Below are 18691 nucleotides of genomic sequence, written 5' to 3'. Positions count from 1 at the left end.
AAACTACGTCAGACTTAAACTGAACCGCCGTATACCGAACGGTATGTACGGTGGTGTGAGAGGTCGGAGGCTAGGCACCTCCTCCTACTCGATTGTCTGCATCAAGCGCTGAATAAATCTGGAAAAGTGAGATACATTATGTTTGTTTTCTCTTTCGCGACAAAGTTAGCTTTTTCTTTTATTGAATGGGGAATGTACGTACCTTAAGATTAATAGAAGGAACTGGTATCAGATAATCTTTAAAACTCAAAAAAAACCTTGTAAACAGTAATCATGACGTTTTATAATGAAAGACAGTCAAGACTAGAGAGTTTTTTAAAGTATAAATCGTAACCATTTTGATTTGTTTGACAAAAAGGGCTGAAAATATTAGGAATTGCTTGAAGATAGGGGGATTTGTGCAATAAATCGAGAGTTGGGTTCATTTACTTGAAATTTTGGGCTATTGCACGAGATTTAGAGCTGTTACTCACGAGTGTGGAGCAAAAACTCGTGAGTCTGGAGCGAAAACTCGTGAATTCGGAACAAATACTCGTGAGTTTAGCACATTTACTCGTGAATTTGGAGTAAATACTCGTGAATTTGGGACAAATACTCGTGAGTTTGGCACATTTACTCGTGAATACGTGTTTACTCTCGAGGATCCGTACATAGTTTGATTTCGGATAAGCATTCGGCAATGTGTTACGTGGTTTGTCATATGGTAAAGCTGCCATCTAAATCGTAATCAATACGATTTTACGGCAGCCAATTAAAAATAGTTAGGGTAATGGAGGAAATATATCGTGTTCAGAAAATGTAAATCGATTTTTATCGTATGTTTATCATTCTTTCTTTTGGCTGCTTGTTCCACCGAGTCTGCGAAAGATCAAGTGGGAGGGAAGAAGGAAGTGAACTTGCTTTTTAATTTTGCGACAAGCTCGCTTGATCCGAATGTTGATACTAGTTATGTGTCACTAAGGGCTGGGATCACTGAGACATTGGTGCATCTCAATGATGAGGATTTGACGATTGAACCTTGGCTGGCGAAAAGCTGGGATAGTAAGGATGGTCAATTATGGAACTTCGAGTTAAGGGAGGGTGTGACGTTTCAGAATGGAAGGCCGATGGATGGCAAAGCGGTCAAGGCTTCCTTGGAGAGGGCGATGAAAGATAGTCTCGCGATCAAGAATGCTTTGCGCATTGAGTCGATTGAGGCGGACGGGAATGCGCTGACCATTAAGACGGAGGTTCCTTTTCCTGAGTTTCCTTCTGAATTGGTCCATCCAAATACTTCAATTATTGACGTGAAGGAAAGTGACTATATAAACAAGCCAATAGGAACCGGGCCATTTGCCGTTTCGAAATTCATACCAGGTACGGCTGTTGATTTAATACGGTATGAGTCTTACTGGGATGGAGCTGCAAAGCTTGAGGGAGCCAGGTTTTCGTTTAATGAAGATGCCAATGCACGGTCTCTTGCCCTTGAATCGGGAGACGCCGATATTGTTTTCCGTCCAGAAGTAGAAAGCCTGGAGAATTTAAAGGCGATAGATGGTGTGAAGGTTGAATCGACATCGACTTTCCGCGTACATCAAATGACGATGAATTTGGAGCGTAAAGCATTGCAGGACATACACGTCCGAAAGGCGATAGATGCCTTGATCGACCGTTCATCCATAGCGGAAACGATTTTACATGGTCATGCAGAAGTGGCAACAGGGCCATTCCCATCAACTTTCTCTTTTGCTCCGAATTATCCGAAAAAAACGAATGGAATGGAAGCGGCTAAGGGGTTTCTTGATCAGGCGGGATATAAGAAAGTGAATGGTGTCATGCAAAAGGACGGCAAACCGTTAACGTTTACACTGCTTACATACAGTTCACGTGCCGACCTGCCGTTAATTGCCCAAGTTTTTCAATCGGATGCAGGCCAGTTGGGGATTGATGTGAAAATCAAGCAAATTGAAATTCCTGAAGAGTATATGGCAGCAAATCGGGATTGGGATTTAACGACCTACAGCAATTTAACGGCTCCGCGCGGGGATGCCGGCTATTATTTAAATGCTACTTATCATCCAAAGGGAGCCTTGAACTTCAGTGGGGCCGATGATGATCGCCTGACTTCCTTGATTGATAAGCTGAACGTAACGGTCGGACAGGAGGAGCGCTCGGATTTAGCTGAGGAGATTGCGATGTATGTGGATGAAAAGGTGTATAATTCATTCATTTTACATCCGAATACACTTGTTGCTTATGATGCCGATAAAGTTAAAAACTGGATCACTTCGAGAAGCGAATACTACATGCTGACGAATGAATTGGATGTGAAGTGAATGTTTCGCATCTTAGTCCGCCGATTCATTGAGGTCGTGATTTTTGTCCTTGTGATTACATTCATCTCTTTCCTTTTTGTTCGGCTTGCTCCAGGCGACCCGGTTCTCTCGATACTTCAAGTGGATGATGTGTCAATCACAAACGAGCAAGTCAATGAGCTCCGTGAAGAATTGGGGTTCAATGATCCGCTGTTAGTGCAGTATGGCGATTGGTTCGCGGACTTTATCCGATTGGATTTCGGGCATTCCTATCTGACGAATCAGCCTGTGATGGAAATGATCATGAGCGGGCTGCCTGCCACACTTGAGCTGGCGGTTGGCGCATTGCTTGTGATGCTAGTTATAGCCATTCCATTAGGTTCGCTAGCTGCCTTGTACAGGGGAAGCTGGATTGATCAATTCAGCCGTGCCGTTTCTTTATTGGGGGCAGCCATTCCTAGCTTTTGGCTTGGGCTGCTCTTGATAGATTTATTTGCGGTGCGATGGGGAGCCCTTCCAACGATGGGCAGGGACGGATTTCGTTCTTTGATTCTGCCGTCGGTCACGCTGGGGCTGGCCATCACAAGTGTGTACGTCCGTTTGCTGCGTTCGAGTTTGATAGATTCCCTAAGTCATGATTTCATCAGGGCTGCCCGATCAAGGGGGATTTCAGAGATGCGGATATTCTTTGCACATGCATTTCGTTATAGCTTGCCCCCGGTCATTACCGTATTCGGTGTCAGCCTTGGAAGCTTGATCGGCGGTGTAGTCGTGATCGAAGTGATTTTTGCCTATCCAGGGATAGGTAAGATGGTCGTGGACTCGATCCGGTCCCGGGATTATCCAGTTATCCAAGGGTACCTTTTGGTCATGGCCATCATTGTATTCATGGTTAATAGTGCCGTGGATTTATCTTATCGTTATTTAAATCCGGAGCTAAGACTGAAGGAAAGGAAGCATGGAAAATGGAGTTAGCTATCAAAGAAAAATCCAAAAGGCGCTGGAGAATGACCGTCCTATTTACGGTGATGGCTACAGTGCTTGCCGTTGCGGCTTACACCTTTCTTATTCTGAAACATGATCCATCCCTGGTCAATCTGGGAGAAAGGCTATGGCCGGCGAGCATGGAACATCCGTTAGGGACGGATCATCTTGGGCGTGATGTATTGACGCGTCTTCTGCTTGGCGCACAGCAGACGGTTGGCTACGGCCTCTTATCCCTGTTGGCCGCCGTTATCATCGGCGTCCCATTCGGTGTGATTGCCGGTTTTAAAGGAGGTCTGATCGATCGGATCTTCATGCGCATTGCAGACGCTTTTCTTGCATTCCCCGATACGATCGTTGCCATTGTACTTAGTGGCCTATTAGGTCCAGGAATCGAGAATCTCCTGTTGGCGATCGTTCTGGTGAAATGGGTGAATTATGCCCGTCTTGTGCGAAGTACAGTGATCACGGAACGTCAGAAGGATTATGTCACAGCTGCTAAAATCAATGGATTAAGTTCATTTGGGATCATGTGGAAGCATCTATTTCCGCACCTGATCGGGAACGTGCTTGTCCTTTCTAGCCTTGATTTAGGAAAAATCATTTTGCTCATATCTTCCTTATCATATATCGGGCTCGGGGCGCAGCCGCCGGCACCGGAGTGGGGGGCCATGCTGAATGATGCCCGTCCATACTTTCAATCCAATATGTTGCTGATGATTTACCCTGGGCTCGCCATCGTTTTTGTCGTCCTTCTATCCAACATACTCGGTGATTATTTACGCGATGCATTCGATGTGAAAAAGGAGGTGGGATCATGAGCATTTTATCCGTTAGGCAGCTGCATATCATGGGAAAGCAAAATCATATCGTCAAGGATCTTTCATTAGATGTGCAGGAAGGTGAGTGGTTCGCACTTGTCGGACAAAGCGGGAGCGGCAAAAGCATGACGGCCATGGCAATATGTCAACTGCTTGCACCCAATCTCCAAGCGAAGGGGGAAATATGGTACGGGGAAAAGAATCTTTTAACGCTATCTTCCTCTGAAATCAGGAAGATTCGCGGAAAGCGCCTTGCTTATATTTTTCAAGATTACCAGGGTTCTTTCACACCGTTCCTTACCATCGGTCAGCATTTCGACGAATATCAACGGACACATTTGAACCTGTCCAAAAAGGCAAGGCGGCAGCAAGCGGTCAATGCGCTCATTTCGGTGGGCCTGAATGAAGATATCTATGGCAGGTACCCTTTTCAATTAAGCGGTGGGCAGCTTCAACGCGTATCCATTTCAATAGCCCTTTTACTTGAACCTGATATCTTGATAGCGGATGAACCGACTACAGCCTTGGACAGTGTATCTTCCTTTAAGGTATTGCAACTGTTATCAAAGCTCCAAAAAGAAACCGGATGTGCCGTCTTGTTCATTACTCATGATTTACGTCATGTCAGGAAGTATGCGGATCGCATTGCGGTCATGAAAGACGGGGCCATCATTGAGACCGGTGATAAAAATCAGGTTTTGAACCATCCGCAGCATGCTTATACGAAAAAACTGATTCAATCATCGCCATCATTGAGGAGAATTCCAATTAAGCTTGAAGGAGTGTCAGGGTGAGTTTATTAGAAGTACGAAATGTCCATAAAACCTATGATAACGGAGTGGAAATACTAAAGGGCGTGAATTTCAGCATTGAAAGGAAGGAATGCCTCGGGTTAGTGGGGGAGAGCGGCTGCGGAAAAAGCACACTGGCAAGACTCATCCTTCAGATTGAATCCTTTGACAAGGGCAGCATCTTATTTGAAGGAACCGCGCTGCAAAACAAAAGCGAACGCAGTTTAAAACCTTATCGCAAGAACATCCAGGCCGTTTTGCAAAATCCTGCATCTGCCTTGAATCCAAAACTAAGGATTAAAGATTCACTAATGGATCCATATCTTCAATTTGGCAGTCAGGTCAATATGAAATATTTTACGTATACAAGTGAAGCGAACTTTATCGGTCAGCTCCTGGAAAGCGTGGAGCTTCCAAAGAGTTTTGCTGAACGTTACCCGCATGAGCTAAGCGGAGGACAAAAACAGCGGGTGACCATTGCACGCGCGATCAGCATTGAACCGGCCCTTATAATATTGGATGAACCGGCTTCAAGCCTGGACGTCCTTTCTCAAGCGGCGGTGCTGAAATTGTTAGGCGGGCTGCGGGAGACTTTGGACATTTCCTACCTTTTCATTTCTCATGATCTATCGGCAGTACAGGAGATGAGCCAACGGATCATGGTGATGAAGGGAGGTGTTATTGTGGATTCTTTCGAAAACGAACAGCTTTTTTGCAGCGATCGCCATTCATACACAAAAGAACTGATTTCGATGTTTGACTGAATTACCCGCCACTTATCACCTTACGCTCATAAGGGCAGTAATCCTGTAGTTCCTACGTATAGAAGCCTTATGGTTTCATTCATTAGATAGAGTTCTAGGAAGTCGGGAGAACGATTGCCGGATTCCTTCATCATCAATTCAACCATTTAGTACATTTAAATAGAACACCATGGAACGAGTTGCTTCGGCAATTCGTTTTTATTTTGGGGAAAAATGAAATTCCAATAAACTTACTTGACATTATATACTTATTAAAATATAATCACTTACATAAAGTAACCGACAAAAGGAGAGTTCATACATGAATAAAAATGATGCAGCCCAATTTTTTTTAAGGGTAATTTTAGGTCTTACTTTTTTCATTCACGGCGTTTCAAAGTTTCAAGGAGGCATAGGAAATACGGCAGGATTTTTCGATAGCCTTGGCATTCCTGGCTTCATGGCGTACATCGTTGCAGGAATCGAATTGATCGGAGGACTTGCGGTTATACTGGGTTTGGGAACACGAATCGTTTCCGTCCTATTTGCAGTCATTATGGCGGGGGCGATTTTCACGGCTAAATTACCTGCTGGTTTTCTAGGAAACGGGCAAGCGGCGGGTTACGAATTGGACTTGGCACTGCTTGCCATGTCTGTCTATCTAGCGTGTGCAAACCGCACGGTTCTTTCGTTGGATAACGTGATTTTCAATAAAAAAGGGATGTGACAATATGGAAAATTTTCATCAAAAACCAATTACTTTTGTTGGCGAAGTCAGTATAAATGTTTTGGATTTGAATAAGGCCATTCTGTTTTATCAAGAAATCATCGGTCTTCAAGTATTGAAGAAAACGGACCGGCAAGCTGTTTTGACGACAGACGGAAAAACCCCGTTGCTGACTCTTGAGCAGCCTGCGGATGTGATTCCGAAAGAAGGGCGGACGACAGGCTTATATCACTTTGCCCTGTTGCTGCCAAGCCGTGCCGACTTATCGATTTTTTTACGCCATTTACTTCAAACGAAATATCCATTTGGAGCGGCGGATCATAAAGTGAGTGAAGCGCTATACATTACCGATCCGGATGGAAATGGCATCGAAGTATACTCTGACCGGCCATCAACTGATTGGAGATGGGCCGGTGGGGAGGTCGAAATGGGCACGGATCCGTTGGATGGGAATGACCTGCTGAAAGAAAGCGATGGTGAGTGGAGCAAACTGCCTGCAGGTACTTTAATGGGGCATATACATCTGCATGTAGCGGATTTACGTAAAACGGAGGAGTTTTACATGCAAGGTCTTGGGTTTACCGTCGTGAATCGATATGGAGGAGCGCTCTTTACTTCAACCGGCGGATATCACCATCACATCGGATTGAACACTTGGAATGGCGTTGGCGCCCCTGCCCCGAAGGAAAATAGTGTAGGGCTAAACTGGTTTACACTCGTTTTTGCAGATGAAGAAGCGAGAAACAAAGTAACGGAACAACTGAAAGGAATCGGGGCTGCAGTCACGGAAAAAGAACGGTTTTTCGCCGTAACAGATCCATCAGGCAATGAGATTCATTTAGTCGTCTAAATTATAAGAGAAAGCAATGGTGAGAGGATAATGGGATTCTTAAGCAGATTATTTGGAAATAAAGAAACCGCGGCAGAGGAGAATGGGAAAATGACAAAAGTATTATTCGTAAAAGTGAACGATCGTCCTGCAGAACAGGCAATCAGCTCGAAAATGTATGACACATTCTTGCAAACATATAAAGAGACACACCGTGCGGATGAAGTGACTGAGCTGGATTTATTTAAAGAAGAACTTCCTTACTATGGAAATACTGCGATTACCGGGCTTTATAAACGCAACCAAGGTCTTGAACTGACAGCTGAAGAGGAAAATGCGGCCAAACTGGTTGACCAATATTTAAATCAATTCCTGGCCATGGATAAAGTGGTATTCGCTTTCCCTCTATGGAACTCAACGGTTCCTGCACCGTTAATCACATATCTTTCATATTTGGCACAAGCAGGTAAAATGTTCAATTATACGGCGGAAGGTCCTGTCGGGTATGCTGGGGATAAAAAAGTCATGCTATTGAATGCCCGCGGTTCTGATTATGCATTAGAAGGAATGGCTTCTGCTGAAATGGCCGTGAATTTAGTGAAAAATATCATTGGCCTATGGGGAATCAACAATCCAGAGACCGTGGTCATTGAAGGCCATAATCAGTATCCGGACCGGACACAAAAAATCATCGCGGATGGTTTGGAAAACGTTGCGAAAGCCGCTGAAGCATTCTGATGGCGAAGTGAAATGAATAGAAGCAAAAAAGGCTCTCATTATCATGGGGGCCTTCAGACTGTAGACAAATTCGTAGAAAGTGAGTTTGCCTGCAGTTTTTTTATTTGAAAAACGTTCCAGTAGATTTCAGAAAGCCCCTCCCTTTCCGCCGCTAAACTGAAGGCCCTCCATGTAATGGGGGCCTTCTTTGTGCTATTTAACCTGATACTTTTTCAAACGGTATTGAAGACTTTGGCGGCTAATATTCAGGGCCTTGGCTGCTTGGGAGATATTCATGCCATGTTCCTTCAATATCTTCTCCAAGTATTGCTTTTCAGTATTGGCGATATAGTCATCAAGAGATAAGGTCGACTCCTGTAAATCCCCATTTGCATGAGTCTCTTTTCTTTCGGGATGAATGTCTTCCAAATGGGCTTTCTTCCTAAATAGAGCCGGAAGGTGGACGATGGCAATCTTTGTATCGCCAGGTTCCATTAAATTCATGGCACCCTCAATGATATGTTCAAGTTCCCTTACGTTCCCGGGCCAGTCGTAATCATAAAAAAGCGAGTAGACCTCTTCGCTGATCCCTTCTATATTCAATTCGAACAGCGCATTGAATTTCTCGATGAAGGATTGCGCCAGCAAAGGAATATCCTCTTTCCGTTCACGAAGCGGCGGGATGAATAACGAAACGACACTTAATCGGTAGTATAAATCCTTTCGTAAATGATCATTTGAAATGGCATCTATCGGATCTTCATTTATCGTTGCAATGACCCTAACGTCAATTTTTTTATCCTTTGTATCCCCAACACGGCGAATCGTCCTTTCTTGAAGGGCCCGTAATAATTTCGCTTGCATGTTCGGATTTAATGAGTTGATTTCATCTAGCAGGATGGTACCGCCCTGTGCCTGTTCGAATAATCCAGGCCTTTCAATCGATCCGGTGAAGGCGCCTTTCTTTGTGCCGAAGAGTATTCCTTCAATTAGACTATCTGGCAGGGCAGCACAGTTTTGGCTGATGAAAGGATGTGTCGAACGGCTGCTGCCATTATGGATGCTTTGGGCGAAGAGCTCTTTTCCGGTGCCCGTTTCCCCAACGATGAGGATGGAGGATGCCGTTCTGGTCGAGCGCTTGCTCTTTTCTATGACTTCCAGGAAATTTTCACTCGTTCCGATGATGCTGTCAAACGTATATTTGGTATCGCCCTTATTTAAGATGTTATCTTTAATGATTCTTTCCAGATTCGTTATATCCTTTGCCACTTCAATTGCTCCGATGATATTTTGCTTTTGATCCAAAATCGGAAACGTATTATTGATTGTTGTAATTTCCTGACCAAGATTATTGAAGTAGGTCTGCTTCGAGTTCTCGGTTGTCTTACCCGAATGAAGTGCCCTTATTAATGTACTTTCCGTTTCTTCCTTGAATTTAAAGATTTCGTGAATCTTCTTCCCTAACACTTCTTCTGAATCCATTCCTTCAATTTCTGCCATTTTCTTGTTATATACAATGGTCCGCCCTTTTATATCGATTATATGTATCCCTGTATCGATTACATCCACAAGCGAATAGAGGATGGATTGGAAACCATCTATTTTAATGATTTGATCTAAATTCATGAATGCCTCCCGTTTTTCTTCTTTTCTTAGGGCTATTGTAGAGGAATTGAAGCAAAGGCGCAAATAAAATTTGCACAGCAAGATTATTTTGCATGGAAGTGCAAAAATATTTTGCGAAAAAAGTGTAAAAACGCTGTTTTTTATGTTTTTTCTAGTTGGCATGAAATTTGCATTAATAAAAAGTGTAAGGTTTTAGCGACAAAAATAGGGATTAGAGCAAAAAAAAATGGCATACTATGTCAATTTCCCCCTTAAAGTGCTGAATTTCATTGCATTTTTAAAGAAAAAACATTATTTTTTCGAAAAAATGAAAAGTTGGCACGGAACTTGCTTGATTAATAAGGGAGAAGTAAAAACATAAACTTTAGGGAGATGAGACATAATGGTCCAACCATATAAACACGAACCATTTACTAATTTTAAAATCGAAGAAAACAAAAAAGCTTTTCAAGCGGCATTGAATGATGTAGCTAATGATCTAGGGAAGAAATATCCGCTGATCATTAATGGCGAAAAAGTGTTTACTGATGAAGTCATTACCTCTGTAAACCCAGCAAATAAAGAAGAAGTTATTGGAACCGTATCCAAAGCGAATAAAGATCTTGCTGAGCAAGCGATGCAAGCGGCAGATAAGACATTCCAAACTTGGAGAAAAACGAAAGCGGAAGTGCGTGCAAACATTTTATTCAGGGCTGCAGCGATCGTTCGCAGAAGAAAACACTATTTCTCGGCTCTATTGGTTAAAGAAGCAGGAAAGCCTTGGAATGAAGCGGATGCAGATACAGCGGAAGCGATCGACTTCATGGAATACTATGCACGTCAAATGCTGAAGCTTAAAGACGGCATGCCAGTGGAAAGCCGTCCGATTGAACACAATGCTTTCAATTATATTCCACTTGGTGTCGGTGTCATCATCTCACCTTGGAACTTCCCATTTGCGATCATGGCAGGCATGACGACGGCTGCTCTCGTTTCAGGTAATACAGTTTTATTGAAACCGGCCAGTACAACACCTATCATTGCAGCTAAATTCATCGAAGTGTTGGAAGAAGCGGGCTTGCCTGCAGGAGTTGTGAACTTCATTCCAGGAAGCGGTGCCGAAGTAGGAGATTACTTGGTAGATCATCCTCGTACACGTTTCATCAGCTTCACGGGATCTCGTGATGTCGGTATCCGTATTTATGAGCGTGCGTCAAAAGTTCAGGAAGGCCAAATCTGGTTAAAACGTGTCATCGCTGAAATGGGCGGTAAAGATACGATCGTTGTTGATAAAGAGGCTGATCTGGAATTGGCGGCACAATCAATCGTCGCTTCTGCATTCGGATTCTCCGGTCAAAAATGTTCTGCTTGTTCACGTGCCGTCATAGTGGAAGATGTATATGAACAAGTCTTGAATCGTGCCATTGAATTAACGAAAGAAAAAACAATCGGGGAACCAACGGATGTAAACAACTTCATGGGTCCTGTCATCGATCAAGCAGCTTACGACAAAGTCATGAGCTACGTTGAAATCGGTAAAGAAGAAGGGAAAATTGTTGCAGGTGGAGAAGGAGACAATTCAAAAGGTTTCTTCATCCAGCCAACTATCATTGCCGATGTGGATGAGAACGCACGTGTCATGAATGAAGAGATTTTCGGACCGGTGGTTGCATTCTGTAAGGCAAAAGATTTCAATCATGCAATCGAGATTGCCAATAACACGGATTATGGATTAACGGGTGCGGTCATCTCGAACAACATTGAACATATCGAACAAGCGCGTGAGGATTTCCACGTAGGTAACTTGTACTTCAATCGCGGCTGTACTGGTGCCATTGTAGGTTACCAGCCATTTGGCGGATTCAATATGTCAGGTACAGATTCAAAAGCGGGCGGTCCTGATTATTTAGTTCTTCACCTTCAAGGAAAAACAACATCGGAAACGCTATAAATTTTAGGGGGAATCAACATGACAACTTTAACGGAAAAATTAATCGAGCAAACAGAACAATATGGTGCAAACAATTATAATCCACTTCCAATCGTCATTGCGAAGGCAGAAGGAGTTTGGGTGGAAGATCCTGAAGGCAACAAATATATGGATATGCTTAGTGCCTATTCAGCAGTGAACCAAGGCCACAGGCATCCGAAAATCATCGACGAATTAAAAAAACAAGCTGATCGCGTAACATTAACGTCCCGTGCATTCCATAGTGATAAATTAGGACCATGGTATGAAATGGTTTCACGCATTACGCAAAAAGACATGGCACTGCCAATGAATACAGGTGCTGAAGCCGTTGAAACAGCAATCAAAGCTGTTAGACGCTGGGGCTATGATGTTAAGGGAATCGCAGAAAACCAAGCTGAAATCATTGCATGTATCGGAAACTTCCATGGCCGTACGATGGCAGCGGTGTCCTTGTCATCCGATGAGGAATATAGAAGGGGCTTTGGACCGATGCTGCCAGGGATCAAGCTTATCCCTTACGGCGATCTAGATGCATTGAAAGAAGCGATTACACCGCAAACGGCTGGATTTTTAATCGAACCGATTCAAGGTGAAGCGGGAATCATCATACCGCCACAAGGATTCTTAAAAGAAGCTTACGACTTATGTAAAGAAAATAATGTCCTATTCGTTTCCGATGAAATTCAGTCAGGACTTGGACGTTCAGGAAAAATGTTCGCCTCTGACTGGGATGGAGTAGTTCCGGATATGTACATTTTAGGTAAGGCGCTGGGCGGCGGGGTTTTCCCGATCTCTTGCGTAGCTGCAAACCGTGAAATCCTTGGCGTATTCAATCCTGGTTCCCATGGTTCCACATTCGGCGGCAATCCGTTGGCATGTGCGGTTTCCATCGCTTCATTGGAAGTCCTTGAAGAAGAGAAGCTTGCGGAACGTTCATTGGAGCTTGGACAATACTTTATGGATAGTTTAAAAGAAATCAAGAACCCAATGATTAAAGATATCCGCGGCCGAGGCTTATTCATCGGAGTCGAATTAACAGAAGCGGCAAGACCTTATTGTGAGCAGCTTAAAGAAGAAAAACTGCTTTGTAAAGAAACACATGATACAGTTATCCGCTTTGCTCCGCCATTAGTCATTACAAAAGAAGACTTGGATTGGGCAATCGAACGCATAAAAAGAGTTTTATCCTAATATACCTATGAGGTGAATTCCATTGAGTACAACGATCAAAGAAGAAAAAGAAACTGCCAGCTTACTTGATTCAACACAGGTCGTAATCAAGGAGGCGCTGGATAAGCTTGGCTATTCTGAAGAAGTGTTCGAGCTTTTGAAGGAACCTCTTCGGATGCTGACCGTCCGGATTCCAATTAAGATGGATGACAATTCGACGAAGATTTTCACTGGATACCGTGCCCAGCACAACGATGCTGTCGGTCCGACGAAAGGCGGAATCCGTTTTCATCCTGAAGTCGATGAGGAAGAAGTCAAGGCACTTTCAATGTGGATGAGTTTGAAATGCGGAATCGTGAATCTGCCATATGGCGGAGGAAAAGGCGGCATCATCTGTGATCCGCGCCAAATGTCCATCGGTGAATTGGAAAGGCTTAGCCGTGGATACGTTCGGGCAATCAGTCAAATAGTGGGGCCGACGAAAGACATTCCGGCCCCGGATGTTTATACGAATTCACAAATCATGGCATGGATGATGGACGAGTACAGTAGAATAAGAGAACACGATTCTCCTGGCTTCATTACAGGTAAGCCACTTGTACTGGGCGGTTCACACGGCAGGGAAAAGGCGACAGCACAAGGTGTCACCATCTGTATCGAAGAAGCGGCAAAGCGTAAGGGCATAGAATTGAAAGGTGCACGCATCATCGTCCAAGGGTTTGGGAACGCAGGAAGCTTTTTGGCCAAATTCATGCATGATGCAGGTGCGAAAGTGATTGGTATATCGGACGCATATGGTGCCATCTATAAACCGGATGGTCTGGATATCGATTACTTACTTGATAAAAGGGATAGCTTTGGAACGGTAACGACACTATTCGATCATACAATCACCAATCAGGAACTTCTGGAACAAGATTGTGATATTTTAGTGCCTGCTGCCATTTCCAATCAAATCACCAAAGAAAATGCACATCTTATCAAAGCCCAAATTGTCGTTGAGGCAGCGAATGGACCTACCACTTTGGAGGCAACCAAGATCTTGACGGAACGCAATGTGCTTCTCGTACCCGATGTATTGGCAAGTTCAGGCGGTGTGACAGTTTCTTACTTCGAATGGGTTCAAAATAATCAAGGTTATTATTGGGAAGATGCAGAAGTCCAAACCAAATTAAAAGAGTTATTGGTCAATTCATTCAATCAAGTATATGAAATGTCCGAGACAAGAAAAGTGGATATGAGGCTGGCAGCGTATATGGTGGGTGTCAGAAAAATGGCAGAAGCCTCGATATTCCGTGGCTGGGTATAAGCTTTAGTCAAATAATGGAGAGTGGAGGAGTGATTCCGTGTTAAAACCGATTCATACCATCGAGTGTGCTCAGGATGGGACCGTCGAACAAGTTTACGTTCAAAAGAATTCCTATGTTTATGAATGGGAGAGGCTCTTTTTAGTGAAAACGGAGGATGGGAAATTGATTGATGTTTCAATAGGTGCCAGCGGTCACATTACTGAAATTAATGTTTCGGCAGGGGATCCTATAAATAGAAAGCTTCCTTTAGCTTTGCTCCAAGACGATTTTGTTATAACTGGCTCTGATTGATTATAGGAAAGAGGGTATTCCAAAGGCGGAAGCGAATTCTGCTTTGGGATGCTCTTTTTTTTGTTGTGATCATATGGTGATGACAAAGCCAGTTAAAAAGTTTGAAAAGAAAAAACGCTGGCGGTGAGGACTTTACGGCTTTCCGGCAGAAGGCACCCAGCAATTATTTCTTGATAGGAGCTGGGAATAAAGAAAAGGGAATAACCCATCCCCACCATCTTCCGCGTTTTACTTTTGACGAAGATGCCTGGAATGCGGTGTTAACATTTTTATCCAATCTGTTCGAAAGTTTTGGGATAGATTAAATGAGTGGCCCGGTCTATCAGGGAAAAGGAAAAAAGAACTAGATTAACGTTAGGACTTTTAACCAAGATAAATACATGCGCCTTCGCTGGCCGTACGTCTTGACAGACTATGATTTCGCGAAGGATTTTTGATTTGGAAGGGCATATTGTCTTATTCCCTTTCATAAACTGTTATGGAACAAGCAAGCCAGTGTACCAAGGGCAAGAGAGGAGTTGATCGTGGCTGCTCGAAACCGGTTCAACCGCTTGACTCTATCCGTGTGTGCTTTCTAGGAATTTAAGCCCACGACTAGAAGCTATTATGTTAAAATATAAATTGAGATTTAGACATCAAATAAATTGTGGTTTTTCTGAATCTATCCATATTTACAATGAAAAGGAAACATTCAGAATTCCGCCGTTTAAAAGAGAGGAGTTAAATCAGAGTATGAGAATCTCAGAATTAAAGAAGAAAGCCCTTCAGTCATTGGGAGGTAAATGGGGAGTAACTGTTTCGCTTATGTTGCTGTTGTTCTTGATCAACCTCATTTTTCCTTTAATTGTCGAAGTGATCGGAAGCGGTGGGTTTTCACAATGGTTCATGCAGGAGGAAACACCGTTATGGTCTGATATCTTCAGCATGGTCTTTTCCATTGCCTTGATCCCGCTTACCATTTCAACCACTTGGTTCTACCTGAATTTAGTTAGGGATGGAAATCCTGGCATTCCAGAAGTGTTCGCCATCTATAAAGATGGAAAAACCTCTTTCAAGCTTATTGGGGCATCCATCTTACAAGCTATTTTCATTTTTTTATGGTCATTATTATTAATCATTCCGGGTATCATCAAAGCCATCGCCTATTCGCAGTTATTTTTCTTATTGAAGGATCATCCTGAATACACGGTGCTTGAAGCCATTACAGAGAGCAAAAAAAGAATGAAGGGCTTGAAATGGAAGTATTTCCTTATGCACCTAAGCTTCATCGGGTGGGGCATCCTTTGCATGTTCACGCTGGGAATTGGTTTACTATGGTTGATTCCTTATGCAGGAACAACAATGGCAGCATTCTATGACGAATTGATTGTGCCTCAAGATGACGATCAACAAATAGAGGCTTAAATGATCAACCGATAGCAAATGGCTATCGGTTTTTTTATTCCCGATTCCCCTTAAAAGGGTTAAATTGTTCATTTTGCGTGGTGTATAATAGAATATTGAGAATGCGATTTAGGGGGATTACATAGTGAGTGGGTATAATATTGCGGATCTGGTATACCAATTGTTTTGCCTTTTATTTCTAATCCTGATCATCGTTGGGACCGTATCCCTTTTCCGTTCCATCAAGCACCGTAAAACCAGACTGGATATCATGGAAAAGAAAATGGATGATTTGCATGAACTGATTAAAAGGGGCAAAAATTGACCGCAGCATGCAGCCGTTCAAGCTGCAGGTAAACTCGAAGAAAAGCGAGTTTGCCTGCAGTTTTTTTATTTGAAAAACATTCCAGTAAGGGTTTAACAAACTGGACGGCTGGATGTGCAGCCGTTTTCTATGCAGTGGAGGCATTCCGGTTCAAACTCCGGTAATTATAAAAATAATCTATATTGAAATAACTTAGTAAAAAGTGCTGTCTCCGAATTTGAAAAAGAGGATTGGATTTTAGCATCAATTGAGAGACATAAAAAAATAGAAAAAGAAAGGGAATTGTCCAAAATAAGCAGTTTTACATAAGGGTGTTGGGATTGTGGGGCAAATTTCATGTAAGGCCGCTGGTATGGAAGATGCATGGTTTGATACTGTATTTTACCCTATAATGGAATAGATGTGTATTTAAGGATTTTGTGAAAATGTCTCGACCCTATAACAAATCGACGGATGGAAGATGCTGAACATTCGGTACTTTTGTTAGGTAACTTTTGAGAAGTGGGAGGAGTCGGTATCATGAAAGAAGTTATTGCAGTAAAAGAAATTACTAGGTTTAAAACCCGGACGGAGGAATTTAGTCCGTACGCTTGGTGTAAAAGGATGTTAGAAAATGACCCCGTGAGTTATCACGAAGGAACGGATACGTGGAATGTTTTTAAATATGAAGATGTGAAGCGGGTTCTCAGTGATTATAAACATTTTTCGAGTGTTCGTAACCGGACTACGATATCGGTTGGAACGGATAGTGATGAAGGTTCTGTGCCTGAAAAGATCCAAATCACTGAATCGGATCCGCCTGAGCATAGAAAACGCCGTTCATTGCTGGCCGCTGCATTTACACCTAGAAGTCTTCAAAACTGGGAACCTCGCATTCAGGAAATTGCAGATGAATTGATTGGGGAAATGGATGAGGAAACGGAAATCGATATTGTGGAATCATTGGCGAGTCCGCTTCCAATCATTGTCATGGCGGATTTGATGGGTGTTCCCTCGAAAGATCGTTTATTGTTTAAGAAGTGGGTGGATACCTTATTCCTCCCTTTTGATAGAGAAAAGCAAGAAGAAGTAGATAAATTGAAGCAAGTGGCAGCAAAAGAATACTATCAGTATTTGTATCCGATTGTTGTGCAAAAACGATTGAACCCGGCGGATGATATCATCTCAGATCTATTGAAGTCTGAAGTGGATGGGGAAATGTTTACGGATGATGAGGTTGTCCGGACGACCATGCTGATTTTAGGGGCAGGAGTCGAGACAACAAGTCATTTATTGGCCAATAGCTTTTATTCCCTGCTATATGATGACAAAGAAGTTTATCAAGAGTTACATGAAAACCTGGATTTAGTTCCGCAGGCGGTCGAAGAAATGCTCCGTTTCCGATTCAATCTTATTAAATTGGATCGCACCGTAAAGAAAGATAACGATCTATTGGGAGTGGAATTGAAAGAAGGGGATAACGTGGTTGTTTGGATGAGTGCAGCCAATTTGGACGAAGAGATGTTTGAAGACGCCTTCACCCTTAATATCCACCGCCCTAATAATAAGAAACATCTAACCTTTGGAAATGGCCCCCATTTCTGCCTGGGAGCGCCGCTAGCTAGGCTGGAAGCAAAGATTGCGCTTACTGCATTCCTGAAGAAATTCAAGCATATTGAAGCGGTGCCATCGTTCCAGTTAGAAGAGAATCTTACCGATTCAGCGACCGGGCAAACTTTGACATCACTGCCGCTTAAGGCAAGCCGTATTTAAAAAGAAAAAACCTTGTGCCCTAACCTGCATAAGGTTTTTTTCTTTTTAGTAGGGACGAATATGTTCCTGCACTCCTTGAAACGTTCGAAAGGAAATCTTATAGTAACCTGAAGTTGAGGTGACAATGACGAATAGAGTAGTATGGTAAAGTAGAAAATTTTTGTGCCCAGGCATGTTCCCCGGATTAGGTTGGCGGCGATGAAGCAATTACACCCACCATGCAATGAAGAAGATATGATAAAATAGAAATTTCCAGATGAAACAGTTTTAATCAGTGAAAGGATGTTATTATGAAATTAAAGCAGCAATTAACCATTGCCTTTATAATAAGTGTACTTTCTTTAATCGGGTTCAGTTTCATGGCATTTACCATAAGTGCAAATGAATACCTGAAGTTTGATGAAGATGTGATTTCCTTGGTGCAGGGATGGGAGTCCCCTCTGCTGACGGACATCATGAAGTTCTTTACCTACATAGGTTCAACCGCTTCCCTGATCGTCCTTTCCTTGGTCATTTTGCTTTTCTTATATAGGGTTTTGAAGCATCGTTTGGAACTAGTCTTATTCACTGCAGTCATGGTGGGTTCACCTCTTCTAAATTTGATGGTTAAGTTATTCTTTCAACGCGCCCGGCCCGATTTACATCGACTCATCGAAATAGGGGGATACAGTTTCCCTAGTGGACATGCCATGAATGCATTTTCTTTATACGGTATTCTTACATTTCTGCTATGGCGTCACATTACGGCCAGGTGGGCAAGGATCCTATTGATTCTGTTCAGCATGATGATGATCCTCTCGATAGGTATTAGCCGAATATACTTGGGGGTCCATTATCCTAGTGATATCATTGCCGGATATCTGGCGGGTGGTTGTTGGATTGCGATTTCCATTTGGTTTTTCCAAAGGTATCTAGACCGGCGGAAGAACAAAGATCGTTAATGAAGGGAGCAAGGTTATTGCAAGATAAGCAGCCGG

17 protein-coding genes and 1 pseudogene are annotated in these 18691 nt (G+C 43.0%); 17 read left to right on the top strand and 1 reads right to left on the bottom strand.

Going from position 1 to position 18691, the window contains the following annotated elements; all coding sequences use genetic code 11:
• The first annotated feature begins 785 nt into the window (after nt 1-785).
• The 8 genes from nikA to ACIQYG_RS03365 all read left to right on the top strand — a co-directional run bounded on the left by nikA (nt 786) and on the right by ACIQYG_RS03365 (nt 7927).
• On the top strand, nt 786-2315 hold the full coding sequence (nikA, locus tag ACIQYG_RS03400) for a nickel ABC transporter substrate-binding protein (RefSeq protein ID WP_402835472.1): 1530 nt from the start codon (nt 786-788) through the stop codon (nt 2313-2315).
• Nucleotides 2316-3269, top strand: a complete 954-nt coding sequence (nikB, locus tag ACIQYG_RS03395; RefSeq protein ID WP_402835471.1) for a nickel ABC transporter permease — start codon at nt 2316-2318, stop codon at nt 3267-3269.
• A 53-nt stretch (nt 3270-3322) separates the two neighbouring features.
• Nucleotides 3323-4099 (top strand): nickel transporter permease, encoded by a 777-nt coding sequence (gene nikC, locus ACIQYG_RS03390; protein WP_402835496.1) that lies wholly within the window; start codon nt 3323-3325, stop codon nt 4097-4099.
• Entirely contained in the window at nt 4096-4893 is a 798-nt protein-coding gene (locus ACIQYG_RS03385; protein ID WP_402835470.1) for an ABC transporter ATP-binding protein, read from the top strand. The genes nikC and ACIQYG_RS03385 overlap by 4 nt, the downstream gene beginning before the upstream one ends.
• Nucleotides 4890-5654, top strand: a complete 765-nt coding sequence (locus ACIQYG_RS03380; protein WP_402835469.1) for an ABC transporter ATP-binding protein — start codon at nt 4890-4892, stop codon at nt 5652-5654. Before ACIQYG_RS03385 ends, ACIQYG_RS03380 begins: the two co-directional genes overlap by 4 nt.
• Nucleotides 5655-5955: 301 nt before the next feature.
• A complete protein-coding gene (locus tag ACIQYG_RS03375) occupies nt 5956-6360 on the top strand; it encodes a DoxX family protein (protein WP_402835468.1) in 405 nt (134 codons plus the stop codon).
• Between the two features lie 4 nt (nt 6361-6364).
• The gene (locus ACIQYG_RS03370; RefSeq protein WP_402835467.1) at nt 6365-7210 is read left to right on the top strand and encodes a VOC family protein; all 846 of its coding nucleotides are present in this window, start codon (nt 6365-6367) and stop codon (nt 7208-7210) included.
• A gap of 30 nt (nt 7211-7240) precedes the next feature.
• Nucleotides 7241-7927, top strand: a complete 687-nt coding sequence (locus ACIQYG_RS03365; protein WP_402835466.1) for an FMN-dependent NADH-azoreductase — start codon at nt 7241-7243, stop codon at nt 7925-7927.
• Nucleotides 7928-8119: 192 nt separating this feature from the next.
• Here ACIQYG_RS03365 and ACIQYG_RS03360 read toward each other — a convergent pair whose 3' ends face one another.
• Entirely contained in the window at nt 8120-9532 is a 1413-nt protein-coding gene (locus ACIQYG_RS03360; RefSeq protein WP_402835465.1) for a sigma-54 interaction domain-containing protein, read from the bottom strand.
• Nucleotides 9533-9914: 382 nt separating this feature from the next.
• Between ACIQYG_RS03360 and pruA the strand changes: the two genes are divergently transcribed.
• The 9 genes and pseudogenes from pruA (at nt 9915) to ACIQYG_RS03315 (ending at nt 18655) form a co-directional block, all read left to right on the top strand.
• Nucleotides 9915-11462 (top strand): L-glutamate gamma-semialdehyde dehydrogenase, encoded by a 1548-nt coding sequence (pruA, locus tag ACIQYG_RS03355; protein WP_402835464.1) that lies wholly within the window; start codon nt 9915-9917, stop codon nt 11460-11462.
• A gap of 18 nt (nt 11463-11480) precedes the next feature.
• Complete coding sequence (locus tag ACIQYG_RS03350; protein ID WP_402835463.1) at nt 11481-12674, top strand: ornithine--oxo-acid transaminase; 1194 nt, start codon at nt 11481-11483, stop codon at nt 12672-12674.
• A gap of 22 nt (nt 12675-12696) precedes the next feature.
• Nucleotides 12697-13962: a Glu/Leu/Phe/Val family dehydrogenase gene (locus ACIQYG_RS03345; RefSeq protein WP_402835462.1), complete on the top strand. Its 1266-nt coding sequence runs from the start codon at nt 12697-12699 to the stop codon at nt 13960-13962.
• Between the two features lie 37 nt (nt 13963-13999).
• Nucleotides 14000-14254 carry a biotin/lipoyl attachment domain-containing protein gene (locus ACIQYG_RS03340; protein WP_076364404.1) on the top strand — a complete coding sequence of 85 codons (255 nt, stop codon included), beginning with the start codon at nt 14000-14002 and terminating at the stop codon, nt 14252-14254.
• Nucleotides 14255-14361: 107 nt separating this feature from the next.
• Nucleotides 14362-14606 (top strand): annotated as a pseudogene (locus ACIQYG_RS03335) (hypothetical protein); the annotation flags it as partial.
• Nucleotides 14607-14986: 380 nt separating this feature from the next.
• Nucleotides 14987-15658 (top strand): DUF975 family protein, encoded by a 672-nt coding sequence (locus tag ACIQYG_RS03330; protein ID WP_402835461.1) that lies wholly within the window; start codon nt 14987-14989, stop codon nt 15656-15658.
• A 124-nt stretch (nt 15659-15782) separates the two neighbouring features.
• A complete protein-coding gene (locus ACIQYG_RS03325; RefSeq protein ID WP_034309467.1) occupies nt 15783-15962 on the top strand; it encodes a hypothetical protein in 180 nt (59 codons plus the stop codon).
• Nucleotides 15963-16478: 516 nt separating this feature from the next.
• Nucleotides 16479-17714: a cytochrome P450 gene (locus tag ACIQYG_RS03320; protein ID WP_402835495.1), complete on the top strand. Its 1236-nt coding sequence runs from the start codon at nt 16479-16481 to the stop codon at nt 17712-17714.
• A gap of 290 nt (nt 17715-18004) precedes the next feature.
• Nucleotides 18005-18655 carry a phosphatase PAP2 family protein gene (locus ACIQYG_RS03315; protein ID WP_402835460.1) on the top strand — a complete coding sequence of 217 codons (651 nt, stop codon included), beginning with the start codon at nt 18005-18007 and terminating at the stop codon, nt 18653-18655.
• The last annotated feature ends 36 nt before the right edge of the window (nt 18656-18691 follow it).

Origin of the sequence: Peribacillus sp. NPDC096622 (genome assembly GCF_044762665.1) — a bacterium.
In the GTDB taxonomy this organism is placed as follows: Bacteria; Bacillota; Bacilli; order Bacillales; family DSM-1321; genus Peribacillus; species Peribacillus frigoritolerans_B.
This window is presented reverse-complemented; position numbering and strand designations above follow the sequence as displayed.

Excerpts from the sequence above, each read along its gene's own strand:
- nikB (WP_402835471.1), top strand. The coding sequence starts at position 2,316 with ATGTTTCGCATCTTAGTCCGCCGATTCATTGAGGTCGTGATTTTTGTC.
- nikC (WP_402835496.1), top strand. The coding sequence starts at position 3,323 with ATGGCTACAGTGCTTGCCGTTGCGGCTTACACCTTTCTTATTCTGAAA.
- ACIQYG_RS03385 (WP_402835470.1), top strand. The coding sequence starts at position 4,096 with ATGAGCATTTTATCCGTTAGGCAGCTGCATATCATGGGAAAGCAAAAT.
- ACIQYG_RS03375 (WP_402835468.1), top strand. The coding sequence starts at position 5,956 with ATGAATAAAAATGATGCAGCCCAATTTTTTTTAAGGGTAATTTTAGGT.
- ACIQYG_RS03370 (WP_402835467.1), top strand. The coding sequence starts at position 6,365 with ATGGAAAATTTTCATCAAAAACCAATTACTTTTGTTGGCGAAGTCAGT.
- ACIQYG_RS03365 (WP_402835466.1), top strand. The coding sequence starts at position 7,241 with ATGGGATTCTTAAGCAGATTATTTGGAAATAAAGAAACCGCGGCAGAG.
- ACIQYG_RS03360 (WP_402835465.1), bottom strand. The coding sequence starts at position 9,532 with ATGAATTTAGATCAAATCATTAAAATAGATGGTTTCCAATCCATCCTC.
- pruA (WP_402835464.1), top strand. The coding sequence starts at position 9,915 with ATGGTCCAACCATATAAACACGAACCATTTACTAATTTTAAAATCGAA.
- ACIQYG_RS03350 (WP_402835463.1), top strand. The coding sequence starts at position 11,481 with ATGACAACTTTAACGGAAAAATTAATCGAGCAAACAGAACAATATGGT.
- ACIQYG_RS03330 (WP_402835461.1), top strand. The coding sequence starts at position 14,987 with ATGAGAATCTCAGAATTAAAGAAGAAAGCCCTTCAGTCATTGGGAGGT.
- ACIQYG_RS03315 (WP_402835460.1), top strand. The coding sequence starts at position 18,005 with ATGAAATTAAAGCAGCAATTAACCATTGCCTTTATAATAAGTGTACTT.